Below are 16,557 nucleotides of genomic sequence, written 5' to 3'. Positions count from 1 at the left end.
TGATCGCGAATCAACGGAGGGACTGTCTGATCGGCAGGAGGCTGGTTTTTTGGGACCACCATGCCGAGTTAATCAACGGTGCAGCGCGATGAAATGGATTGGATGATGTTGAGGTGGTTGTTTGAAAACGATCTCAATACCTTCGATGTCCGGTGTCTGGAAATTCGTTCCGTCTTCGGTCGTGTTCGGTGGCTGCGTGAGTTTCAGTAAAATTAAGTCCAACGTCTGCGAGGGCACCAAATAATGTCAGACTTAAAGCGACGACGCACAATCTTTTTAGTTGCGTTTTCAAGTTATCTTTGCCTCTAGATAAAATTTATTTGATCAGGCACTGTTCTTTTCTGATGCTTTCCTGAGAGTCGGCTTAATTGTTTGTTATTGCAGAAGCTTGTTGTGTCACTTGGAATTCTGCATCGATGTTGTTTTAAGCCGTCTTCTCTTTCGGAAGGGATGCTGGTTTGTCGTCTGTTTTCGAATGATCCTGTGTTGAGTTGGTGGGTTGAGTCAGCACACTCTCGATGTGATGCAGGTCATACTCCATGGGTCGGACAACTTCCATGCCACGACTGACTCCTGACCAGTTATTTGAAGAGCTATCCGATGTTGATGATCTTCTGATCGTGCAGGACCTCGATGGCGTCTGCATGCAGCTGGTGAAGGATCCCCTGACACGGCGTATGGATCCGAACTATGTGGCGGCTGTGGCCGCGATGGATGGTGCGTTCGCTGTGTTGACCAACGGTGAGCATGAAGGCCGTCGCGGCGTGAACCGTCTCGTGGAGAAGGCCCTGGGAGACAACGATCTCCCCAAGCGGGAGGGCCGTTACCTTCCGGGGCTGGCGGCTGGCGGGGTGCAGCTTCAGGATCGCTTTGGCGACCTCAGTCATCCCGGGGTGTCACCGGCGGAAATGGCCTTTCTGGCTGCAGCCCCCGGTCGGATGGAAGCCCTGCTGATGGACCGGCTGCCGGCACTGCTTTCTGATGTGGGAATGGAGGAGCTGGCTGCGGTTGCCAAAGCTGCGGTGTTGGACACCCAGGTCTCACCCACCATCAATCTCAATGGGATTTTTGCTCTTGTTCCTGACGATGTGACTGGTCAGCAGGCCCTGCAGACGATGCTGTCGGATCTGATGAATCAGTTGTTGGCGGAAGCTGCCGATCAGGGTTTGGAGGACTCCTTCTTTCTGCATGTCGCTCCCAACCTGGGCCGTGATGCGCAGGGCCATGAGCGGATCAAACCGGCTGCTTCCGGTGATGTCGGCACCACCGACATTCAGTTCATGCTCACCGGCTCGATCAAAGAGGCTGGCCTGCTGGTGCTGCTGAATCAGCACATCCAGCGCCGTTGGGGGGAAGCACCCTTTGGCGATGCCTTCAACGTGAGAACGGCTCCCCACGCCCCCGATGAGTTGTTGGCCTTGGTGAAGGACCGCATCCCCGCCGAGCGAATGCCGTTGTTGGTGGGTGTGGGCGACACCGTCACCTCCACGGCATCAGCTGATGGCACAGGGTGGCTGCGAGGCGGCAGCGATCGCGGTTTCCTCAACCTGTTGCAGGACCTCGGGGCTTGGTGTGGTCAACCCAATCGCGTTGTTCTCGTCGATAGCAGCCATGGCGAAGTGGATCGGCCCAGCCACGCCGATGGGAGCTTGCAAGGCATCACTGATCCGGAGGATCCCCTGCGCATTGATGTACTGATGCCCGACGGTCCGGAGCAGTACATCGCCTGGTTCCGCCAGCTTTCCCAGCATCGTGCTGTGGCTCCTGTGCGCTAAATCACAACCGCGCTTGACCGGTGTCATCAGCAATCAGCGCTGAATTGAGGAGGGTTGCCTCAGCACCAACCCAGTTCTCATGTTTGCCAAAACCTTTGCTGTTCTCGCCGTCCTCAGCGGTACCGCTCTTCCGATCGTCGCCTTGTCGATTCATGCGGTGATGGAAGCTCAGATTCCCCATTGCACTATTGATTTGCCGGCTTCAGAACCGATCTGTACGGATGCGGTTACAGGTCTCAAGTTCGACCATCAGTTTCGCCGCAGTGGAATGCTTGCCTCCGCCGGTTAACGCAGCAGCTCAAGAGCAGACCCGTTGATTCTGTCGGCTGGAACCCACTGCACTTCGATCTGCTCTCTGGAAGAATCAGTGTTGTTTGTTGGGTGCTGGTGGCTGTCGTTGAAAGGGTTTTCCCGCCACTGAAGCGCGGACAGCTCACAACGTTGCAGGTCAATCTCGGGTACCGCTGCAACCAAAGCTGCGCCCATTGCCATGTCAATGCAGGCCCGACCCGCATCGAGATGATGGCTGCGGATCTTTTGGCCTTGATTCCTCAGATCCTTGAACGGCATTCAATCTCCTGCCTCGATCTCACGGGGGGAGCACCGGAGTTGCACCCGGGCTTTCGTGATTTGGTGCGGCAGGCACGATCACGCGGAACCGCGGTGATTGATCGCTGCAATCTCACAATCCTCAGTGAACCCGGCCAGGAAGACCTGGCCGAATTCCTGGCGGAGCAGGGGGTTTGCATCACGGCCTCCTTGCCCTGCTACAGCGCTGAAAATGTTGATCGGCAGAGGGGTGATGGCGTGTTTAAACGCAGCATCCATGGGCTGCGGCAGCTCAATGCCCTCGGCTATGGAACGGGCGATCCCAACCTGCAGCTTGATCTCGTTTACAACCCCCTGGGGCCGGTTTTGCCTCCCCCCCAGCAAGCCTTGGAGGCTGATTACAAGACCGCACTGGCTGAGTTGGGGATTCGATTTGATCGTCTACTGACGCTGGCCAACATGCCCATCCAGCGTTTCGCCAGACAATTGGAACTCAACGGCGAACTGCAGTCATATCAAGCCCTTCTGGAGGAAGCGCACAACCCCGACAATCTGGAGTCTGTGATGTGCCGCCAGCTGATCAGTGTGGACTGGCAAGGCCATCTGTATGACTGTGATTTCAACCAGCAGCTCGGACTTCCCTGTTCCGGGGAGGTCCGTCACCTTCGCGATCTGATGCGCCTCTCAAATGTTCCGGAGGATCAGTCCATCCGGACGGCTCAGCATTGTTTCGGCTGTACCGCTGGCGCAGGGTCAAGTTGTGGTGGAGCACTTCAGGGCTGATTCTCTCTTCATGGGCATAGTGGGGAGATCTGTGTCGAGGCCATGCCGAGGAATCGCATTTGTTTCGCTGCCGTTGTTCTTTTGATGTCTTCGACGGGAGCCATGGCTGAGGCGCATGGCCAACCCAAACAGGCGATGTTCAGCACCAAAGCTGAAGCAGAAGCGGCTGCCCCGGGATTTGGTTGTTCGGGTGCGCATCAGATGGGTGAGATGTGGATGGTCTGCGACAAGCACGGTGCGGCAGATCACCATGGAGCGCACTGATTCATGAGTGAAGGCGGGCACTGCGGCAGCAAGCCGAAGCGAATTGCGATTGGGGTAGCTCCTCTGGGCACCATCTCCATCGGCATCGTGCCGATGGGGGTCATCTGCATTGGGGTGGTGCCGATGGGGGTGGTCTCGATCGGTGTGGTGGCGATGGGTGTGATCAATGCCGCCATCGTCGGTATGGGTTTGGTGGCTGTCGGCGTCAACACCATGGGTGTGATCACCGCCGGCCCGATGAGCATGGGGTTGATTCAAATCCGCTCGACGACCCACCCCCGCTACCTGGCGTATCCCAGTCGAGAGGAGGCAGAAGAGCAGGCGCGCAAATTGGGCTGCCAGGGCGTGCACCGCATGGGCGATCGGTATTGGATGCCCTGCAACGAGCATCCTCAGTAAGGACACCGCAGGAAGGTCCCCAGGGGTTGCTTCACAAAAGCTTCGGAAGACTTCTGTTGCTTGGTCCTTCTCAGAAGGCTTTGTGCTGGCTTCAGTGTGTGAAAGCGGGCGCCCCCGATGTCCACGTCCCCACGCGAACGTCTCCAATCCCTACTCAGTACCCGTTGGCTGGAGATGGGTGAAGTGTCATTGATGCATCACCGCCAGGTTCAAGTCTTGTTGAACACCTTGAGGCGGGAAAAAGAGCTTGTTTCCGTGCAGCTCATTGACCTCCTGGTGACAGATCTCTACGACAGGGAATTTCGCGCTTAATGATCAGCTGTTACGTGCTTATCCCTGGCACTTGGGGCAGATCGCGCGCACATTCAGGCTGGATTCAATCAACTTAAAGCCAACATGTTCTGCGGCAGCAGCTCCCGCTGCTAGCACGGATTCACTTTCAAATTCTTCTGTTCGACCGCAGCGGATGCACACAACATGGTGATGTTGACGGTGATCTTCAACGGCGAGTTCGAAGCGACGTCCCCCTTCACTGAGTTCCAGTTCCTGGAGCAATCCCATATCGGCCAGGAGGCGCAGGGTGCGATACACCGTTGCCAGGGACACCTTCATGTCGAGTGCCGCAAGTTGTTGGTGCACCTCTTCGGCACTGAGGTGGCATCCGGAGCCACAGCGTTCGAACAGCTCTAGAACGCGTTTGCGTTGCGGGGTGAGTCGACGCCCGTCCTGATGCAGTCCCTGCTGCAGCGTTGCGTCTGTTGCGGCAGGCGCGGAGGACCCTGTCACAGTTTCTCTTCGCCTGTTCTCAATAGTAGGCCTTAATGAGAGTGCTGTCTCACCCCTGGGTCGATGTTGATCTCGATCAGAGCGAAGACCCCAGTTTTGCCATGGGTCATGGCCGTGCTCTGATGCCGCCGGTTTCCCCTGCAGAGGGGACGAACTCTGGTGATAACGTCCGCCAGCACATGCGTTTTGGTCGATGGAAACCCACGTCCTCACCTTCACGATCACCAAGTCATTTGCTGAATGGGTCGCCACCTATGACGCATCTCTGCCGCTTCAGAAAATCGCTGGTATCACTTCTCTCTACCGGGGAGTTAGTAAGGAGGACCCCACCAAGGTCTGCGCCGTGATGCAAGCCTCTCCCGGTGTGATGGAGCAATTCATCGCCGACAACACCGACATGATCGAGGCTTCAGGGCATGTGATTGAGAGCACCATCAGTCAGGTGTTCGTCGCCAGCTGATGGTTTGGCGTCCTGCGCGGGCCTGGACCAGCCAGACCCCGGTTGCCGGTTATCGCCATTTCGAGTTGATCACGCAGGGTGGGAGCGGTGATCAGCGATGGGTCGAATTGGCCGCTGTGCTGAAGCCATCCCATCGGGAGCGGGTGCTCTGGAGCGAGCTCAAGGACCCAAACCGCTGGAGCAGCGGCTGGCAGTCCATTCCTGAGGACCATGCGGATTCTTCAACTCAGTGACCCACACCTGGTGGCGGCTGATCAGGGTCTGGTGCGGGGACGGGCGCCACTTGCATCCTTCGAGAGAGCCCTGCAGGTTGGCTGCGCGTTGGATCCTGATCTTGTTCTGGTCACGGGTGACCTTTGCCAGGACGAAAGCTGGGGTGGCTACGTCCGGCTGAGACGGGCGTTGACCCGACATGTGCGCGGCCGGGTCGCTCTGCTGCCTGGCAACCACGATCATCCGCTGCTGCTCGATGCGGTGCTGGGGAGGACGTGGGCAACTGCTCCTGCTGATCTGGTGGTGAGGGGTGTGCGGCTGCTGCTGTTGAGCAGCCATCAGGTTGGATCTGCCGGCGGTGAGCTCGGCTCGCTCCAGCTCCAGTGGCTGGCGCAGCGTCTCCAGTGTTTGGAGCGCCGTGATCTGCCTCTGCTGGTCGCTCTTCATCATCCACCGATCGCCATTGGTGATGCCGGCATGGACGCGATTCGCCTGCGCGATCAAGCCTCTCTTGAGGTGGTGTTGTGTCCCCATCTCGCCCTGCGGGCCGTTTTGTTTGGTCACATTCACCAGCATTTTCAGGGTTTCTGGCAGGCACGTCCGGATGTGCCACTCCTGGGTTGCCCCTCCACGCTCTGCAGTTTCAGGGCAGTGCAGCCTTGCCCGGTGGGTCGCCCCGATGATCCCGGTGGGAGGTTGCTCGATCTGGCAATGGATGGTGCTCTTCAGCACCAAGTGCTGCGCTGGGGTAGCCCCTGAGCTCAGTCCATCCCCTTCTGGGATTCGCGGAAGGCCTTGAGTTTGTCGATGTCTTTTTCTTCGTCGATGGAATAGTCCGTCAGAATCAAGGCCTTGCCGATGGTGCCCAGGGAGTACTCGATCCGGTCGAGATCCCGGCGACCGTCTTGATCGAGCCGGGCTGCGCGAATCACCTCAGGACGCAATTGATCGGCCAATTGTTCCAACGCCAGTGCGATTGCTTTGGCCTGCTGGAGAGGCTCGGCTTGATCCATGAATCCTGGCTAAGTGCAATCAGTTGACTCTGGCAGTTCTCCTCAGAACCCCTTGGCGCTGGGGCGCTGACTCGAGAGGGAGACGTTGCCAAGCGGTTGCTGCTGGTGGGTGGGCTGCTGCATTGCAGTTGGTGCAACACCGGGCGCTGCCACGGCATTGAAGGCGAGCGACCAGCGTTCCCCATCACCGCGGAAGGGCATCACTGAATGGGGTTGCCAGGCTGGGAAGACATAGAACTCACCGGGGATGGGCAGCACGTAGTGCGCCATACCGGTGCGGAACGATTGCAGGTGCCAATCCTCCGGGCCGTGGAAGCAGAGTTGGCCGTCAAAACTGTTGGCATTGATCTGGGGTGGCACCTTCAAAAAGATCACCCCGGAAAAGCTGCCTCCATGGGTGTGAGTGGGGTTGTAGTCCCCTGCTGTCTGGCAATTGAGCCAGAGGTCAATCATCTGCAACCGGTAGCGACCGGGAACCCAGGGGCCGCGACCTTGGGGGGGCTGGCGGTCCATCACATGGCGGATCCAGCGATCACAGGCAGGCAGCAGGTGGTTGTTGCTGAGGTCCTGCACTCCGGGTTGCTCAGGCCGTAGTTCCCGTTGCTGACGCAGTTGACCCGCCAGCTTCGCCGATGCATCGGGGCTTGAATCTGGATTGGCGAGAATGCTCTCGCTCAATGCAATCAGCTGCTGGAGCAGAGGATCCGGCAGGGTGCCCCGCAGGATGGAGCGGGGAAACAGATCGAGAACGTCCACCAATGGCTGGTCTGCTGCAGGCCATCGTTGCAGCTCCAAAGTGGGTGCACCGTTCATGACGATCGTGATGCTGCGCCATGCACTCCTGCTGTCTTTGGTGCTTGGGGGGGGCGTTGTTGTAGCGGCTCCTGATCCGCCAGGGCAACAGGGGCCAACGTCAGCGCTGCTTCAGGGCGGATCACTGCAGCTCAGCACCCGCCGAACAGCTGAGCGGTTCCCGGACGGCAACCGCATCTGGAAGGTCGAGCTGCATCGTGGCGCTCGTCTCTTAGCAAGCTGGTCAGCAGCCAGTGGCGTTGCTGGACGTCAATCTGCCGATCGCCGCTGGAGCCCTGGCAATGCGGCACCCTTGCCCGCCGGTACGTACAGCCTTGGACGTCCGGAACCATGGGGAAATGACCTGTGGTTTGACCTGACCCCCCGCTTCGATACCACCCGCAGCGCTCTAGGAATCCACCGTTGTTATCCCGGTTCGGGGTGCATCTGCATTCCAAAGAGGTCCGACATCGATGCACTCGCAAGTTGGGTCAGGGCTTCTGGGATTCGCACACTGACGGTCAAAAACTGAGGTTTTAAAAGCTTGTTGTGAAGAGCGATGTGTTCGCGAGAGACGTGGTGACATCTTTCGGAGAACTCTCTGCCTAACTGCTGTGGACTGGCTGACGCATGGACAGCTTGCTCTGGCTGGGGGCAAGCTTGGTCGCCCTTAAGACATTCGGTTTGGTATCGCAAGACACGAAGTTGTCCGTCAGCATGCCGAAGTGGTCGAATCGCTCCGGTGGTGCATCGCCGTCGACCACACAACATTTGGAGTCGATGGACAGGATGAAATGATCGGATCAGATTGCATCCCATAACAGGGTCGTCTGCATCACCGACGCTGTCTTCGCAGCTCATTACAACGGAGTCAATCCAGCGCCTTGATCGGTTTCATGGACGTCAAGCTTCTGGATGATTGTCGGTTTCCTCCTGGCGGCATACTCCGTTGTGGCGAACGACTCGCTGCAGACCCTCGGTACCTACATCTCGTCCAACAGGAAACGCACGCCGAAGGTTGTGCAGATGCTTTTCATCTGCTCGGTAACGAGCATTGTGTTGATGCTGGGCTGGGTTCTGTCCAATGGTGATCCCGCCTGGGGAAGGCTCAGTGTTCCTGGCAAAGAGTTCCCTTTGCCTGAACCCTTTACCTGGGTTTATGTCCTTCCCCCGCTCGCTGTTCTGGCGTTAACCCAATGGGGGGCGCCAGTAAGCACCTCGTTCTTGGTGTTGTCCTCGTTCCAGCCGGCCAACATCGGCAAGCTGCTGAACAGTTCTCTAACGGGCTACGTCCTCGCCTTTGCCGTGGGCCTCGCCGCCTATGGACTGGGCATGTGGTTGCTGGAGCGCTGGGTGTTCCGCTGCTCTGAGGAGGGGAAGGATCCCAGCAAAATCTGGTACCTACTGCAGTGGTGCTCCACCGGTTTTCTTTGGAGCATGTGGCTGGTGCAGGACTTGGCCAACATCTTCGTGTTCCTACCGCGTCAGCTTGGGTTCTTCCCGATGCTGATCTGCACGTTGGTGCTCTGCGTGGGCCTTTGTGTTCTGGTGGCCACTGGTGGTGGGCCCATTCAGGCTGTGCTCCGCTCCAAGACCAACACCTCCGATCTTCGTTCGGCCACGGTGATCGACTTCTTTTTCGGCCTTTGCCTGCTCTACAAGGCGTTTCTTTCGACCTTCCCTCTCAGCACAACCTGGGTGTTTTTGGGGTTGCTCGGCGGTCGAGAGATCGCCCTGAGGATCAAGGAACAGGAATTCGAGTACGTGTTCACCAACCAGGAAAGCGGCACGCTCGCCAAGATCATTGGCAGTGATCTTTGGAAAGCCGCCATCGGTGTGGTGGTGAGTTTGGTGATTGCTCTCAGCATTCAGCCCCTTGCTCAGCTCACCGCAGGTTGACCGCTTGACCACATGGCAACTTTCCGACGGAATGGTGATATGCCTCAGTCGAAGAACCTGCCCAGCTCAATGTCTAGAGATTCCAGCGGTCGCTTTCGCGCCGGCAAGGAACCCAAGGCCAAGCCTGTGCAGGTTTGGTTGAAGCCCGATGTGCTTCAACGACTCGATACTTACTGCGCTTTTTACGGGGTTGGTCGCGGTCGTGCCATTGGCCATCTGCTACAGGGTGCTCTGCCTGATCCCAATTGGCTGCCTCCGGTGATTGATTTGCTGGAGGAAGCTGAGCCTCTTGCTGCAGGGGGAAGCGAGCCTGACCGCTTCAACAATGAGGAGGGGCAAGCATTGAAGCCACAGCCTTGTTTTCAAGTGGGGGATCGTGTGTGCAACAAGGCCAGCGGCCGTTGGGGTGTGATTGCGGATGAGCCCATGCTTTGGGTCGAGCCGGGTCCATCGCCTTCGGGGATGCGAGGTGAAGGCCATTGGAGTTACGCCGTGGCCTGGGACGGTCAGCTGGGATTAACGATCCGTTACGCCGAATATCTGCTTGATCCAGAGAGTGTGGCCTGAGTTGCCTGATCCTGTGGTCAGAGCAGGGATCCATGGCTAGGGCGGAGAGGGATGAGGCCCACCATGGGACGTTGTGTTCTCTTGTCGCTGTTGCTGCCCTGGTTGATGGGGGTTGGAAGTTCGGCCTTTGCCAAGCCTGAGCCGCAGCTCAACGCCAGACAGACCATCCTCGAAGCCAACCGCCATCTGATCGCCGATGGCTGGCGTCCCGCCCCTGAAAAAAAGCCGACGCAGGAAGAACGTCGCTGGGCGTCCGTTGCACTGGAAAGTCTCTCGGCTTGTTCTGGCACAGGCGTCGGGTTCTGCCGTTTTGATTACCGCCGTGATCTGCAGCGGTTGTCGGTGGTGACGGTGCCCAGTAAACCGGGCCGTCCGTCCGTTGGTCGCGTCGAGCGCTGGTGGTGATCAGGGGTTCAACGGCTGTTCTTGCCAAAGCGTTTGCGCGCTCCATCGCGTGCGTTGATGCGGGTGCGGCCCCAGGTTGAGCCGCTCGACGGTCTCCACCTGCAGCCGCAGCACCACGAAATGATCAGGTAGGGGTGATGTGTCACTGAGGTGTTCTGGAAAAGCCGCGGAGGGATCGAGAGGCTTTGCCGGTGTGGGCCATCCCCAGACGGCACGTCCGGTATCGGAGAGCTGTTGCCAGCGCTGCTGACAAAGGTCAGCTTGTTCGGCCGGTGTGATCAGCTGAACCATGCCCCGCAGTCGGTATTGCTGGCGGGCTTTGGGAAACAACCAGCACAGTTCCGCAGCCCCATGGCTGGAGAGTTCTTTCACCTTCTCGCTGCGTTGATCACTGAACAGTTCGAGCTGGTCCACCCCGGCCCAGCCTCGGAACACCAGGGTTCGCACCCGGGGGGTTCCATCACGTCCCGTTGAGGCCAGTTGCACCCAGCGTGCTGAAACAGAACGTCCCTCCCGCTGCATGGCCGCGCGCAGCAGGGGTCTCCAGGGGGGCAAAGCCTCAGTCATGGCAGATCGAACAAGCGAGCCTGCTCGGCAGCGGCGCGCACCACGATGGCGTGGCGCTGCACCAAGGGGTTGAGGGCGTCATACCCCCCGCCGATCACGGTTGCTGTTGGAATCCTGCGGCGCAGACAGGCATCGAGCACGAGTCGATCCCGCATCATCAGTCCCGCATCGCTGAGAGCCAGTCGGCCGAGCCGATCATCGCGATGGGGATCGACGCCCGCGTTGTAGAGCACCAAATCCGGCGCGATGGTGTCCAAGGCATCGGGCAACCGGTCGGCAATGGCGGCGAGATAGTCGTCATCGCTGGTGCCATCAGCCAAGGGGATGTCGATATCCCCTTCCACTTTGCGCAAGGGGAAATTGCTGGCGGCGTGCACCGAAAGGGTGGTCACCCTTGGGTCGTGATGAAAGCAGGCTGCCGAACCATCCCCTTGGTGCACATCGAGATCCACGATCAGAATTCGCCGCACCTCTCCTGTTCCCAGCAACACCCGTGCGGCGACGGCACAGTCGTTGAAGATGCAGAAGCCGCTCCCGAAGCCGGGGTGGGCATGGTGGGTGCCGCCCGCCAGATGAGAGGCCAAGCCCCGCTTGAGAGCCAGCCGTGCCGTCAACAGGGTGCCGCCCACGGCGATCCAGGTGCGCTGCACCAAAGGGCGTGTGGCTGGAAGTCCGATGCGGCGTTGCTCCGGTCGGGTTAGGCGATCACGGCTGAAGGCTTCGTGATACGTGCGGGGATGAATGCTCTCCAGATCTCTGCGGGCGATGCTCAAGGGCCGATGCACCTCGTCGGCTTGCACCACCCCCTGCTCCAGCAGGAGTTGATGCAGCAGCCGGAACTTCGCCATCGGAAAGCGATGGGTGCTCGGCAGCGGCGCGGAGTAGTGCGGGTGGTAAACGACCGGAAGCGGCAAGGGGTTGTCTCACCCGGGATGGCTCAGCCCCCATTCAAGTGTTATGCAGGCTGCTGGTGCAGCAACCTGTCAGACCCGTGAATGACGCCTTGGTGGAATCGAAAGATAGCAGTGCTGGACTGGCATCTGTGGCAACGGTGCTGGCGGTGTGATACGGAGGGGGAGAACGGGCGTGTCATAGGTGTGTCATCAGCGGGGCTGAGTCTGCGCCTGTGATCAGGGTGTGTCATAGGAACCCCGACGGGTCGGGTGAGTTATCAGTCAGTTGGTTGATAGATGGGTTGTTGATACTTAGCGCAAGAGATAACACGTTGTGCTATACACATTGTGCCAATGCAGTTTGTGACACCTTCGTAGACAATCTGCTGGACTCTCCTATAACTTGGATTCAAGCAAGTCGTTTCCCTCTCGGATTTACGACCCCACCTTTGACTGTCCCTGCAGATCATCGGATTCAGAAATCAGTGTTGTGCTTTTTCCGTTCAGCGGCACAACAGCCACAGGGATTTGGCAACTAGATCGGAGGCTCAGAACAGCGCAGAGCAGCGCCTGAGTCAAAAGCTACAGAGAGGGAATCGGCATCAACCACGCGGCTTAGGACAAGGGGCTGCGGGCTGGATTGCTTGACCGTCGCAATTCCAATGACGACCACCACTGAACGCATCAGCATCGAAGACTTCATCGAAGCTGTCATCGCTGATCGCGTCCCCTTCAACGCCGAGGGCAATCTGTCCGACGAAGTCTGCGAAGCAGGTTTGTACCTCTGGGACATTGCCGTTGACAGCCTCCCTGAAGCATCAAGTCTCTGTATTGCACCCAGCGGGTTCTGCAGTGACCTTGACCTCCCACAGGGCAGCACTTGGACCGAATGTTTAGCCGCTGCTCTTGATATTCACCCGCAGTTCAACGGCACCAATCGACTGTCAATGATTAGTCAATTGATTAACGAGCACGGTCTGAATAACTGATTAACCCGCAAACGTTATCGCCCGTCATTCGGCGGGCTTCTTTCTAATGCTTCAAATCGTCTGTTTGCAATTGATGGTCCTGACTTGGGCTGTCTGTGCCTTGAACAAAAACCCATTCGGCTCATTCACGATTGGCGCAATTGCCTTGGTCTTCGGCTGGTGGGCAATCAGTCACGGTTCGTCAATTTCAACTCTCTATCCCTGACTCCGTAAATCTTTATTGCCCGTTTCTGCGGGCTTATTTCCTATGCCTATCTGGAGCAACATCGACGACACGATGGAGCAGGTAATGCTGTCTCGGGCGTCACTTCACAGCCTGAAGAAAAAAGGCTTCACCCCTGGCGTTCATTGGGTGTATTTATCTGGCGGAAAAAATGGTTCCGTCGGTTGGAACGTCGACGCCATTAAGCAATGGCAAATCGAGAGGACGCAAGAGATTGCTGTCGACTCTTTGACCAAGGACATCGAAACCTACACGGAGGATCAGAACAATGCCTAGAAAACGTTCTCTTGTCGCTAACGAAGATCTGCCATCAGGTCTGGCTTGGTGCCGTCTCAGACACTCGTACCTAATCAGGCACGGGCGATTTACTGAAGCTGAAGATGCACGCTTTGAAGGCAATACCTACGCCCTCAGGTTGCGTGACTTCGGCGTCTCAGTGGAGTTGATTGAACCGCGCCAGGAGCTTGTCTGATGCAACGGATTAAATCGACAGCTTCGGCTGTAGTGCCACCTTTCTTTGACTCTGCTGTACTCGGCACCAAAATCTATCTTGATGACCTCGAGGATCTGCTGTTAAAGCATCGCCTGCAGTTGCGTGAAGAGATTGAAATTGAATTCAATCAACTCAATCGCAAGGTCACAAGGGTTGAGTTCTTCTTCAACAAGAATGGACATCTGCCTGATTACTGCCCTTCATCTGACCTCAACGGGATGAAGAAAAAGTGCCGTAATTATGGTGCCTTGCTGGCTGCTATTGATGGGCTGCAAAAGCTTGACCTGTATAAGGCAAAGGAGCAGCGCCTAGATCAAAGGGACTCGATCCTCAATCGACGGCAGAGGGTGTTTCATTCAGTCCTCATCGATTATCTCTGCGACCAGTTCGGCAAAGAGGAGGTCATTCCTTTGGTCGAGAAGGCTGGAAAGGTTGCTGAGATCGTGACGACCCCAGAGATGAACAGGGTGAAGTCATCACTGAAGTCACTCAAAAGAGTCTCTCAAGCTCCATCAGGTTCTACCTGAAAAACTCGTCAACTATGGCTGGTGGGGATTTCGGGGCAAACCCTTTTTCCGTCAATAGGGTCAACCTGCCCCTAACTGAATGAACGATGCAACCAAGAGGTTTAAGCATCGACCCCACCAAGCCACTTACCGAGCAACGCATTGGAACCACCATCCAAATGCCTTGGCAGTGGGTTCAAATCCTTGGCGATGTCGCCCGTAATGCAGGCGTCTCTAAGTCACGTCTTTACTGCCACATCATCGAAGAATGGGCAAAAGCGAATGACGTCGAACTTCCCCCTACCCGCTAAAAAAAATGACCCTCCGAAGAGAGTCACTGGGTGCAATTCCTGCTGACACTTTACACCAGCTCGACACCGATGCGTTGCTGCGTATCTCTACAGATGCAGCGCAACGGATGGCACAAGTTCGTATCGATCAGTCCATCGCCTACCTCAAAGGAATGGAGCAGATGGTCACTGATTTTGAGGATGAAGCCATCCATCGTGGTCGCCTGCCTGAAGGTGCTTACGAAGTTTTCGAGCACGCCAATCTTTTGATCAGTCGCGCTTGGTTAGTCATTCGCGAGCAGCTTCAACAGCTGCAATACAGCTGATTTTGCGGCAGAGCGTTTCAAGGGTCGATTCGCTCGTAAGTCCGCACCCTAGTCGCTTGTTCCAGCGCCCTTAGCAATTCCTCCACCGCCGCAATGGCACCACTCGACCATCGACATTTAAATCTTCTAGATGGTTATCCACTGCTCCCCTGTGGTGGTCCAACTGGAAAGCAGCCGATCAATGCTGATGGGTCGTTAATGACCAAATGGCAAAAAGCCAGCTTCAGTGTTGACCAAATCCTTCAACTCAACGGCAACGTAAATGCTGTTGGCACCCGTACTGGTCCAGACGCAGATCATTTGTTGATCTTGGACATTGACGGGCAAAGTGCTGTTGATATCTGCAAAAAGTTTGCCTGCGCACCCAAAGACACTGGCTGGGCAATTCGTCGCGACACCGATCCTGAACGGCTCAAGGTTGCATTCCATATCCCCGAAGACAAACGCCCGTTTCTGACGAGGAAGGACGGCTCACCGCTCGGCAAGAGGGTGTTGCAGACCAAGGCAGCCGTTTACGACGTCGACGAATTCGGCGAACCCAAGCGTGACGAGAAGAACCGCCCCATCACCCTGGAGAAGCAGGAAGCGGTTGAACTCTTCTATGGCTCAGGGCAGTGCGTTGTCCTTGGTGACCACAAGCAATCAGGCGGTCATTACTTCTGGAACGGCGATCCAACCAAGCTCGACACCCCCAACGACCAATGGTGGGGGCTGATCAATCACATCGTCGACTCGCACGCTGTTGAGGACAAAGAGCGTCAGCCGATTGAAAACGGCACCAATCAACAGTCGGGACCATTAACTCCCTGCGTCATCTGTGGTCGTAACACCAGCAGCGCCTGTACGACCTTCAACGACGGCAATCGCCAGCGCATCAACTGTTATCAGGGTCAGACGTTCTCACCACCTGCAGACCTCAAGGTTGGTGCTGACCTGATCGAGCGTGACGGCATCAGTTACGCCTTGTCGGGCTATGGGTTCAACCCATCGATTGGTGGCTTCGCAACTTTCGTCGAGCACATCGAGAAGCCAGCTATCAACCCGCTAGCTGATATTGATGATCTAGACGACCAGCCATTAGACGAGTGGATTGCAGAACGTATTGGTGATCTGCTCGACCTACGCCTGACCACAGAAGACACTTGGGCAAAAGAGATGGCAATCATCTCTGAACTCACCTGCCGTCGAGTCAATCGTCAGGACATCGAACGCCGTTGCCTTGAAGCTCTGGCAGACCGCTGGAACCTTGCAATCAGTCAGCACCACTCGGGCAAGCGCAAGCGGCGGGGAGCTAATCAAACGAAGGATGGTGAGCATCAGCAGATGCTGGTTCACGGGTTCCTCCCTTGGAAGCGAGACACCCTGCTCTTTGGTCCTGCAGGCGTCGGCAAAACCACTGCAGCAGTCGCACTGGCGTGGTCAGTTATCAGTGGCAAACCTTTCCTTGATCACGACATCCCCAGCGACATCAAAGGCAAGGTTCTTTTCATCGGCTCCGATGGTGGTGATGGTGCCTATGAGATGTGGCAGAACGCCGCCGAAGACTTCGGCATCGCCGACCATCCGCTCTGGGTTGATGGTTGCTTCCACTGGGGTGCTGACCAAACAGAAGGCATCGGTGCTTGGAGCTGCACACCAGCAGGACTCCTCGAACTGAAGGAAGAGCTTGAAACGAACGACTACGCCCTAGTCATCATCGACAGCTGGAAAGCGGTCCTTGAACTCGCAGGCATTGACTTCGGCATCGGTCCTGTCGGCACCGTTGTACGCATCCTCCAGGCGCTCATCGGGCAGCACTGCAGCGCCCTCTACCTTCACCACCCATCAGGCAACACCAAAGGCAAAGGCGTCGGTGGTGCAGGCGGTAACCAGAACGTCAACCAGATCCCCTACGCCGTCCACGAGCTGCGGGTTGAACCCTCCTCAGAAGACAAGCCCAGCTGTGTCCGTTGGCTTGCTCACAAGGTGCGTGGTTACACCCAGCGTGAGTTCCTTTATCGCCTCTCTGATGACGGTTTGAACGTGGTGGAGGGTGATGTCATCACCAACGCCTCTGACCGCATCCTGATCACCCTTGGAGACCTTGAGGGGCTCGGCACTGCAACCACCAGCCCAGCAATCAAGAGTCAGATGCGTGACGTCAGTGAGAAGACCATCTCCAACAACCTCACACGGATGAGGCAACGCGGGTTGATCAAGAAAACAGGCTCCGCTTGGCATCTGACCAAACGCGGCAAGTTTGCCCTCAACAAGCTCTGCGACCCCACACACACCCCATAGGTATATGCAGGGAATAAGGGAAAAAATCTTTATAAACCCCCTTTATTACTGGGTTTTTTGCTTTGTACCTGCTGGGAAAAGTATG

At 57.0% G+C, this 16,557-nt stretch carries 23 protein-coding genes; 18 read left to right on the top strand and 5 right to left on the bottom strand.

Going from position 1 to position 16,557, the window contains the following annotated elements; translation table 11 throughout:
* Nucleotides 1-557 precede the first annotated feature (557 nt).
* The 6 genes from stpA to SynPROSU1_RS09185 all read left to right on the top strand — a co-directional run bounded on the left by stpA (nucleotide 558) and on the right by SynPROSU1_RS09185 (nucleotide 4,082).
* Nucleotides 558-1,775 (top strand): glucosylglycerol 3-phosphatase, encoded by a 1,218-nt coding sequence (stpA, locus tag SynPROSU1_RS09210; RefSeq protein WP_186570243.1) that lies wholly within the window; start codon nucleotides 558-560, stop codon nucleotides 1,773-1,775.
* Nucleotides 1,776-1,854: 79 nt separating this feature from the next.
* The gene (locus SynPROSU1_RS09205; RefSeq protein WP_186570242.1) at nucleotides 1,855-2,064 is read left to right on the top strand and encodes a hypothetical protein; all 210 of its coding nucleotides are present in this window, start codon (nucleotides 1,855-1,857) and stop codon (nucleotides 2,062-2,064) included.
* Between the two features lie 98 nt (nucleotides 2,065-2,162).
* Nucleotides 2,163-3,107 (top strand): arsenosugar biosynthesis radical SAM (seleno)protein ArsS, encoded by a 945-nt coding sequence (arsS, locus tag SynPROSU1_RS09200; protein WP_222929877.1) that lies wholly within the window; start codon nucleotides 2,163-2,165, stop codon nucleotides 3,105-3,107.
* An 84-nt stretch (nucleotides 3,108-3,191) separates the two neighbouring features.
* Complete coding sequence (locus SynPROSU1_RS09195) at nucleotides 3,192-3,371, top strand: DUF3721 domain-containing protein (protein ID WP_255444605.1); 180 nt, start codon at nucleotides 3,192-3,194, stop codon at nucleotides 3,369-3,371.
* Between the two features lie 3 nt (nucleotides 3,372-3,374).
* Nucleotides 3,375-3,770, top strand: coding sequence for a hypothetical protein (locus SynPROSU1_RS09190; RefSeq protein WP_186570240.1), 396 nt, complete (start codon nucleotides 3,375-3,377; stop codon nucleotides 3,768-3,770).
* Between the two features lie 117 nt (nucleotides 3,771-3,887).
* A complete protein-coding gene (locus SynPROSU1_RS09185; protein ID WP_186570239.1) occupies nucleotides 3,888-4,082 on the top strand; it encodes a hypothetical protein in 195 nt (64 codons plus the stop codon).
* Nucleotides 4,083-4,100: 18 nt separating this feature from the next.
* Here the strand turns inward: SynPROSU1_RS09185 and SynPROSU1_RS09180 are convergent, their stop codons facing one another.
* Nucleotides 4,101-4,556, bottom strand: a complete 456-nt coding sequence (locus tag SynPROSU1_RS09180; RefSeq protein ID WP_186570238.1) for a Fur family transcriptional regulator — start codon at nucleotides 4,554-4,556, stop codon at nucleotides 4,101-4,103.
* 193 nt (nucleotides 4,557-4,749) lie between these two features.
* Between SynPROSU1_RS09180 and SynPROSU1_RS09175 the strand changes: the two genes are divergently transcribed.
* Genes SynPROSU1_RS09175 through SynPROSU1_RS09165 form a run of 3 tightly spaced genes read left to right on the top strand, consistent with a single transcriptional unit; the run spans nucleotide 4,750 to nucleotide 5,988 of the window.
* Nucleotides 4,750-5,016, top strand: a complete 267-nt coding sequence (locus SynPROSU1_RS09175) for a DUF3764 family protein (protein ID WP_115025365.1) — start codon at nucleotides 4,750-4,752, stop codon at nucleotides 5,014-5,016.
* A complete protein-coding gene (locus tag SynPROSU1_RS09170; protein WP_186570237.1) occupies nucleotides 5,016-5,249 on the top strand; it encodes a TIGR02450 family Trp-rich protein in 234 nt (77 codons plus the stop codon). Before SynPROSU1_RS09175 ends, SynPROSU1_RS09170 begins: the two co-directional genes overlap by 1 nt.
* A complete protein-coding gene (locus SynPROSU1_RS09165; RefSeq protein WP_186570236.1) occupies nucleotides 5,227-5,988 on the top strand; it encodes a metallophosphoesterase in 762 nt (253 codons plus the stop codon). Before SynPROSU1_RS09170 ends, SynPROSU1_RS09165 begins: the two co-directional genes overlap by 23 nt.
* Nucleotides 5,989-5,990: 2 nt before the next feature.
* On the opposite strand, the gene SynPROSU1_RS09160 is transcribed toward SynPROSU1_RS09165, so the two are convergent.
* Together SynPROSU1_RS09160 and SynPROSU1_RS09155 are read right to left on the bottom strand one after the other, a co-directional pair.
* Nucleotides 5,991-6,242: a hypothetical protein gene (locus tag SynPROSU1_RS09160; protein ID WP_186570235.1), complete on the bottom strand. Its 252-nt coding sequence runs from the start codon at nucleotides 6,240-6,242 to the stop codon at nucleotides 5,991-5,993.
* A gap of 42 nt (nucleotides 6,243-6,284) precedes the next feature.
* A complete protein-coding gene (locus SynPROSU1_RS09155) occupies nucleotides 6,285-6,998 on the bottom strand; it encodes a putative 2OG-Fe(II) oxygenase (protein WP_186572330.1) in 714 nt (237 codons plus the stop codon).
* 40 nt (nucleotides 6,999-7,038) lie between these two features.
* On the opposite strand from SynPROSU1_RS09155, the gene SynPROSU1_RS09150 reads away from it, so the two are divergent.
* The 4 genes from SynPROSU1_RS09150 (at nucleotide 7,039) to SynPROSU1_RS09135 (ending at nucleotide 9,905) form a co-directional block, all read left to right on the top strand.
* Nucleotides 7,039-7,566, top strand: a complete 528-nt coding sequence (locus SynPROSU1_RS09150) for a hypothetical protein (protein WP_370586216.1) — start codon at nucleotides 7,039-7,041, stop codon at nucleotides 7,564-7,566.
* A 383-nt stretch (nucleotides 7,567-7,949) separates the two neighbouring features.
* On the top strand, nucleotides 7,950-8,933 hold the full coding sequence (locus tag SynPROSU1_RS09145) for a hypothetical protein (protein ID WP_186570234.1): 984 nt from the start codon (nucleotides 7,950-7,952) through the stop codon (nucleotides 8,931-8,933).
* A gap of 69 nt (nucleotides 8,934-9,002) precedes the next feature.
* Nucleotides 9,003-9,500, top strand: a complete 498-nt coding sequence (locus tag SynPROSU1_RS09140) for a hypothetical protein (protein WP_186570233.1) — start codon at nucleotides 9,003-9,005, stop codon at nucleotides 9,498-9,500.
* 63 nt (nucleotides 9,501-9,563) lie between these two features.
* Complete coding sequence (locus tag SynPROSU1_RS09135) at nucleotides 9,564-9,905, top strand: hypothetical protein (RefSeq protein WP_186570232.1); 342 nt, start codon at nucleotides 9,564-9,566, stop codon at nucleotides 9,903-9,905.
* On the opposite strand, the gene SynPROSU1_RS09130 is transcribed toward SynPROSU1_RS09135, so the two are convergent.
* Complete coding sequence (locus tag SynPROSU1_RS09130; protein ID WP_186570231.1) at nucleotides 9,906-10,472, bottom strand: pyridoxamine 5'-phosphate oxidase family protein; 567 nt, start codon at nucleotides 10,470-10,472, stop codon at nucleotides 9,906-9,908.
* Nucleotides 10,469-11,386: a histone deacetylase gene (locus SynPROSU1_RS09125; protein ID WP_186570230.1), complete on the bottom strand. Its 918-nt coding sequence runs from the start codon at nucleotides 11,384-11,386 to the stop codon at nucleotides 10,469-10,471. Before SynPROSU1_RS09125 ends, SynPROSU1_RS09130 begins: the two co-directional genes overlap by 4 nt.
* Before the next feature lie 641 nt (nucleotides 11,387-12,027).
* Between SynPROSU1_RS09125 and SynPROSU1_RS09120 the strand changes: the two genes are divergently transcribed.
* The 5 genes from SynPROSU1_RS09120 to SynPROSU1_RS09100 all read left to right on the top strand — a co-directional run bounded on the left by SynPROSU1_RS09120 (nucleotide 12,028) and on the right by SynPROSU1_RS09100 (nucleotide 16,472).
* Nucleotides 12,028-12,354, top strand: coding sequence for a hypothetical protein (locus tag SynPROSU1_RS09120; RefSeq protein WP_186570229.1), 327 nt, complete (start codon nucleotides 12,028-12,030; stop codon nucleotides 12,352-12,354).
* 247 nt (nucleotides 12,355-12,601) lie between these two features.
* The gene (locus tag SynPROSU1_RS09115) at nucleotides 12,602-12,853 is read left to right on the top strand and encodes a hypothetical protein (RefSeq protein WP_222929876.1); all 252 of its coding nucleotides are present in this window, start codon (nucleotides 12,602-12,604) and stop codon (nucleotides 12,851-12,853) included.
* A 195-nt stretch (nucleotides 12,854-13,048) separates the two neighbouring features.
* The gene (locus SynPROSU1_RS09110; RefSeq protein WP_186570227.1) at nucleotides 13,049-13,597 is read left to right on the top strand and encodes a hypothetical protein; all 549 of its coding nucleotides are present in this window, start codon (nucleotides 13,049-13,051) and stop codon (nucleotides 13,595-13,597) included.
* A gap of 295 nt (nucleotides 13,598-13,892) precedes the next feature.
* Nucleotides 13,893-14,192, top strand: coding sequence for a hypothetical protein (locus tag SynPROSU1_RS09105; protein WP_186570226.1), 300 nt, complete (start codon nucleotides 13,893-13,895; stop codon nucleotides 14,190-14,192).
* 198 nt (nucleotides 14,193-14,390) lie between these two features.
* A complete protein-coding gene (locus tag SynPROSU1_RS09100; protein WP_370586215.1) occupies nucleotides 14,391-16,472 on the top strand; it encodes an AAA family ATPase in 2,082 nt (693 codons plus the stop codon).
* The last annotated feature ends 85 nt before the right edge of the window (nucleotides 16,473-16,557 follow it).

It is taken from the genome of Synechococcus sp. PROS-U-1, assembly GCF_014279755.1.
Classification (GTDB): domain Bacteria; phylum Cyanobacteriota; class Cyanobacteriia; order PCC-6307; family Cyanobiaceae; genus Parasynechococcus.
The sequence above is the reverse complement of the archived record's forward strand: the minus strand, read 5'-3'. Positions and strand labels throughout refer to the sequence as shown.

Coding starts and splice junctions, on each gene's coding strand:
- stpA (WP_186570243.1), top strand. CDS start 558: ATGCCACGACTGACTCCTGACCAGTTATTTGAAGAGCTATCCGATGTT.
- SynPROSU1_RS09205 (WP_186570242.1), top strand. CDS start 1,855: ATGTTTGCCAAAACCTTTGCTGTTCTCGCCGTCCTCAGCGGTACCGCT.
- SynPROSU1_RS09195 (WP_255444605.1), top strand. CDS start 3,192: ATGTCTTCGACGGGAGCCATGGCTGAGGCGCATGGCCAACCCAAACAG.
- SynPROSU1_RS09190 (WP_186570240.1), top strand. CDS start 3,375: ATGAGTGAAGGCGGGCACTGCGGCAGCAAGCCGAAGCGAATTGCGATT.
- SynPROSU1_RS09185 (WP_186570239.1), top strand. CDS start 3,888: ATGTCCACGTCCCCACGCGAACGTCTCCAATCCCTACTCAGTACCCGT.
- SynPROSU1_RS09175 (WP_115025365.1), top strand. CDS start 4,750: ATGGAAACCCACGTCCTCACCTTCACGATCACCAAGTCATTTGCTGAA.
- SynPROSU1_RS09170 (WP_186570237.1), top strand. CDS start 5,016: ATGGTTTGGCGTCCTGCGCGGGCCTGGACCAGCCAGACCCCGGTTGCC.
- SynPROSU1_RS09165 (WP_186570236.1), top strand. CDS start 5,227: ATGCGGATTCTTCAACTCAGTGACCCACACCTGGTGGCGGCTGATCAG.
- SynPROSU1_RS09160 (WP_186570235.1), bottom strand. CDS start 6,242: ATGGATCAAGCCGAGCCTCTCCAGCAGGCCAAAGCAATCGCACTGGCG.
- SynPROSU1_RS09145 (WP_186570234.1), top strand. CDS start 7,950: ATGATTGTCGGTTTCCTCCTGGCGGCATACTCCGTTGTGGCGAACGAC.
- SynPROSU1_RS09140 (WP_186570233.1), top strand. CDS start 9,003: ATGTCTAGAGATTCCAGCGGTCGCTTTCGCGCCGGCAAGGAACCCAAG.
- SynPROSU1_RS09135 (WP_186570232.1), top strand. CDS start 9,564: ATGGGACGTTGTGTTCTCTTGTCGCTGTTGCTGCCCTGGTTGATGGGG.
- SynPROSU1_RS09130 (WP_186570231.1), bottom strand. CDS start 10,472: ATGACTGAGGCTTTGCCCCCCTGGAGACCCCTGCTGCGCGCGGCCATG.
- SynPROSU1_RS09120 (WP_186570229.1), top strand. CDS start 12,028: ATGACGACCACCACTGAACGCATCAGCATCGAAGACTTCATCGAAGCT.
- SynPROSU1_RS09115 (WP_222929876.1), top strand. CDS start 12,602: ATGCCTATCTGGAGCAACATCGACGACACGATGGAGCAGGTAATGCTG.
- SynPROSU1_RS09110 (WP_186570227.1), top strand. CDS start 13,049: ATGCAACGGATTAAATCGACAGCTTCGGCTGTAGTGCCACCTTTCTTT.
- SynPROSU1_RS09105 (WP_186570226.1), top strand. CDS start 13,893: ATGACCCTCCGAAGAGAGTCACTGGGTGCAATTCCTGCTGACACTTTA.
- SynPROSU1_RS09100 (WP_370586215.1), top strand. CDS start 14,391: ATGACCAAATGGCAAAAAGCCAGCTTCAGTGTTGACCAAATCCTTCAA.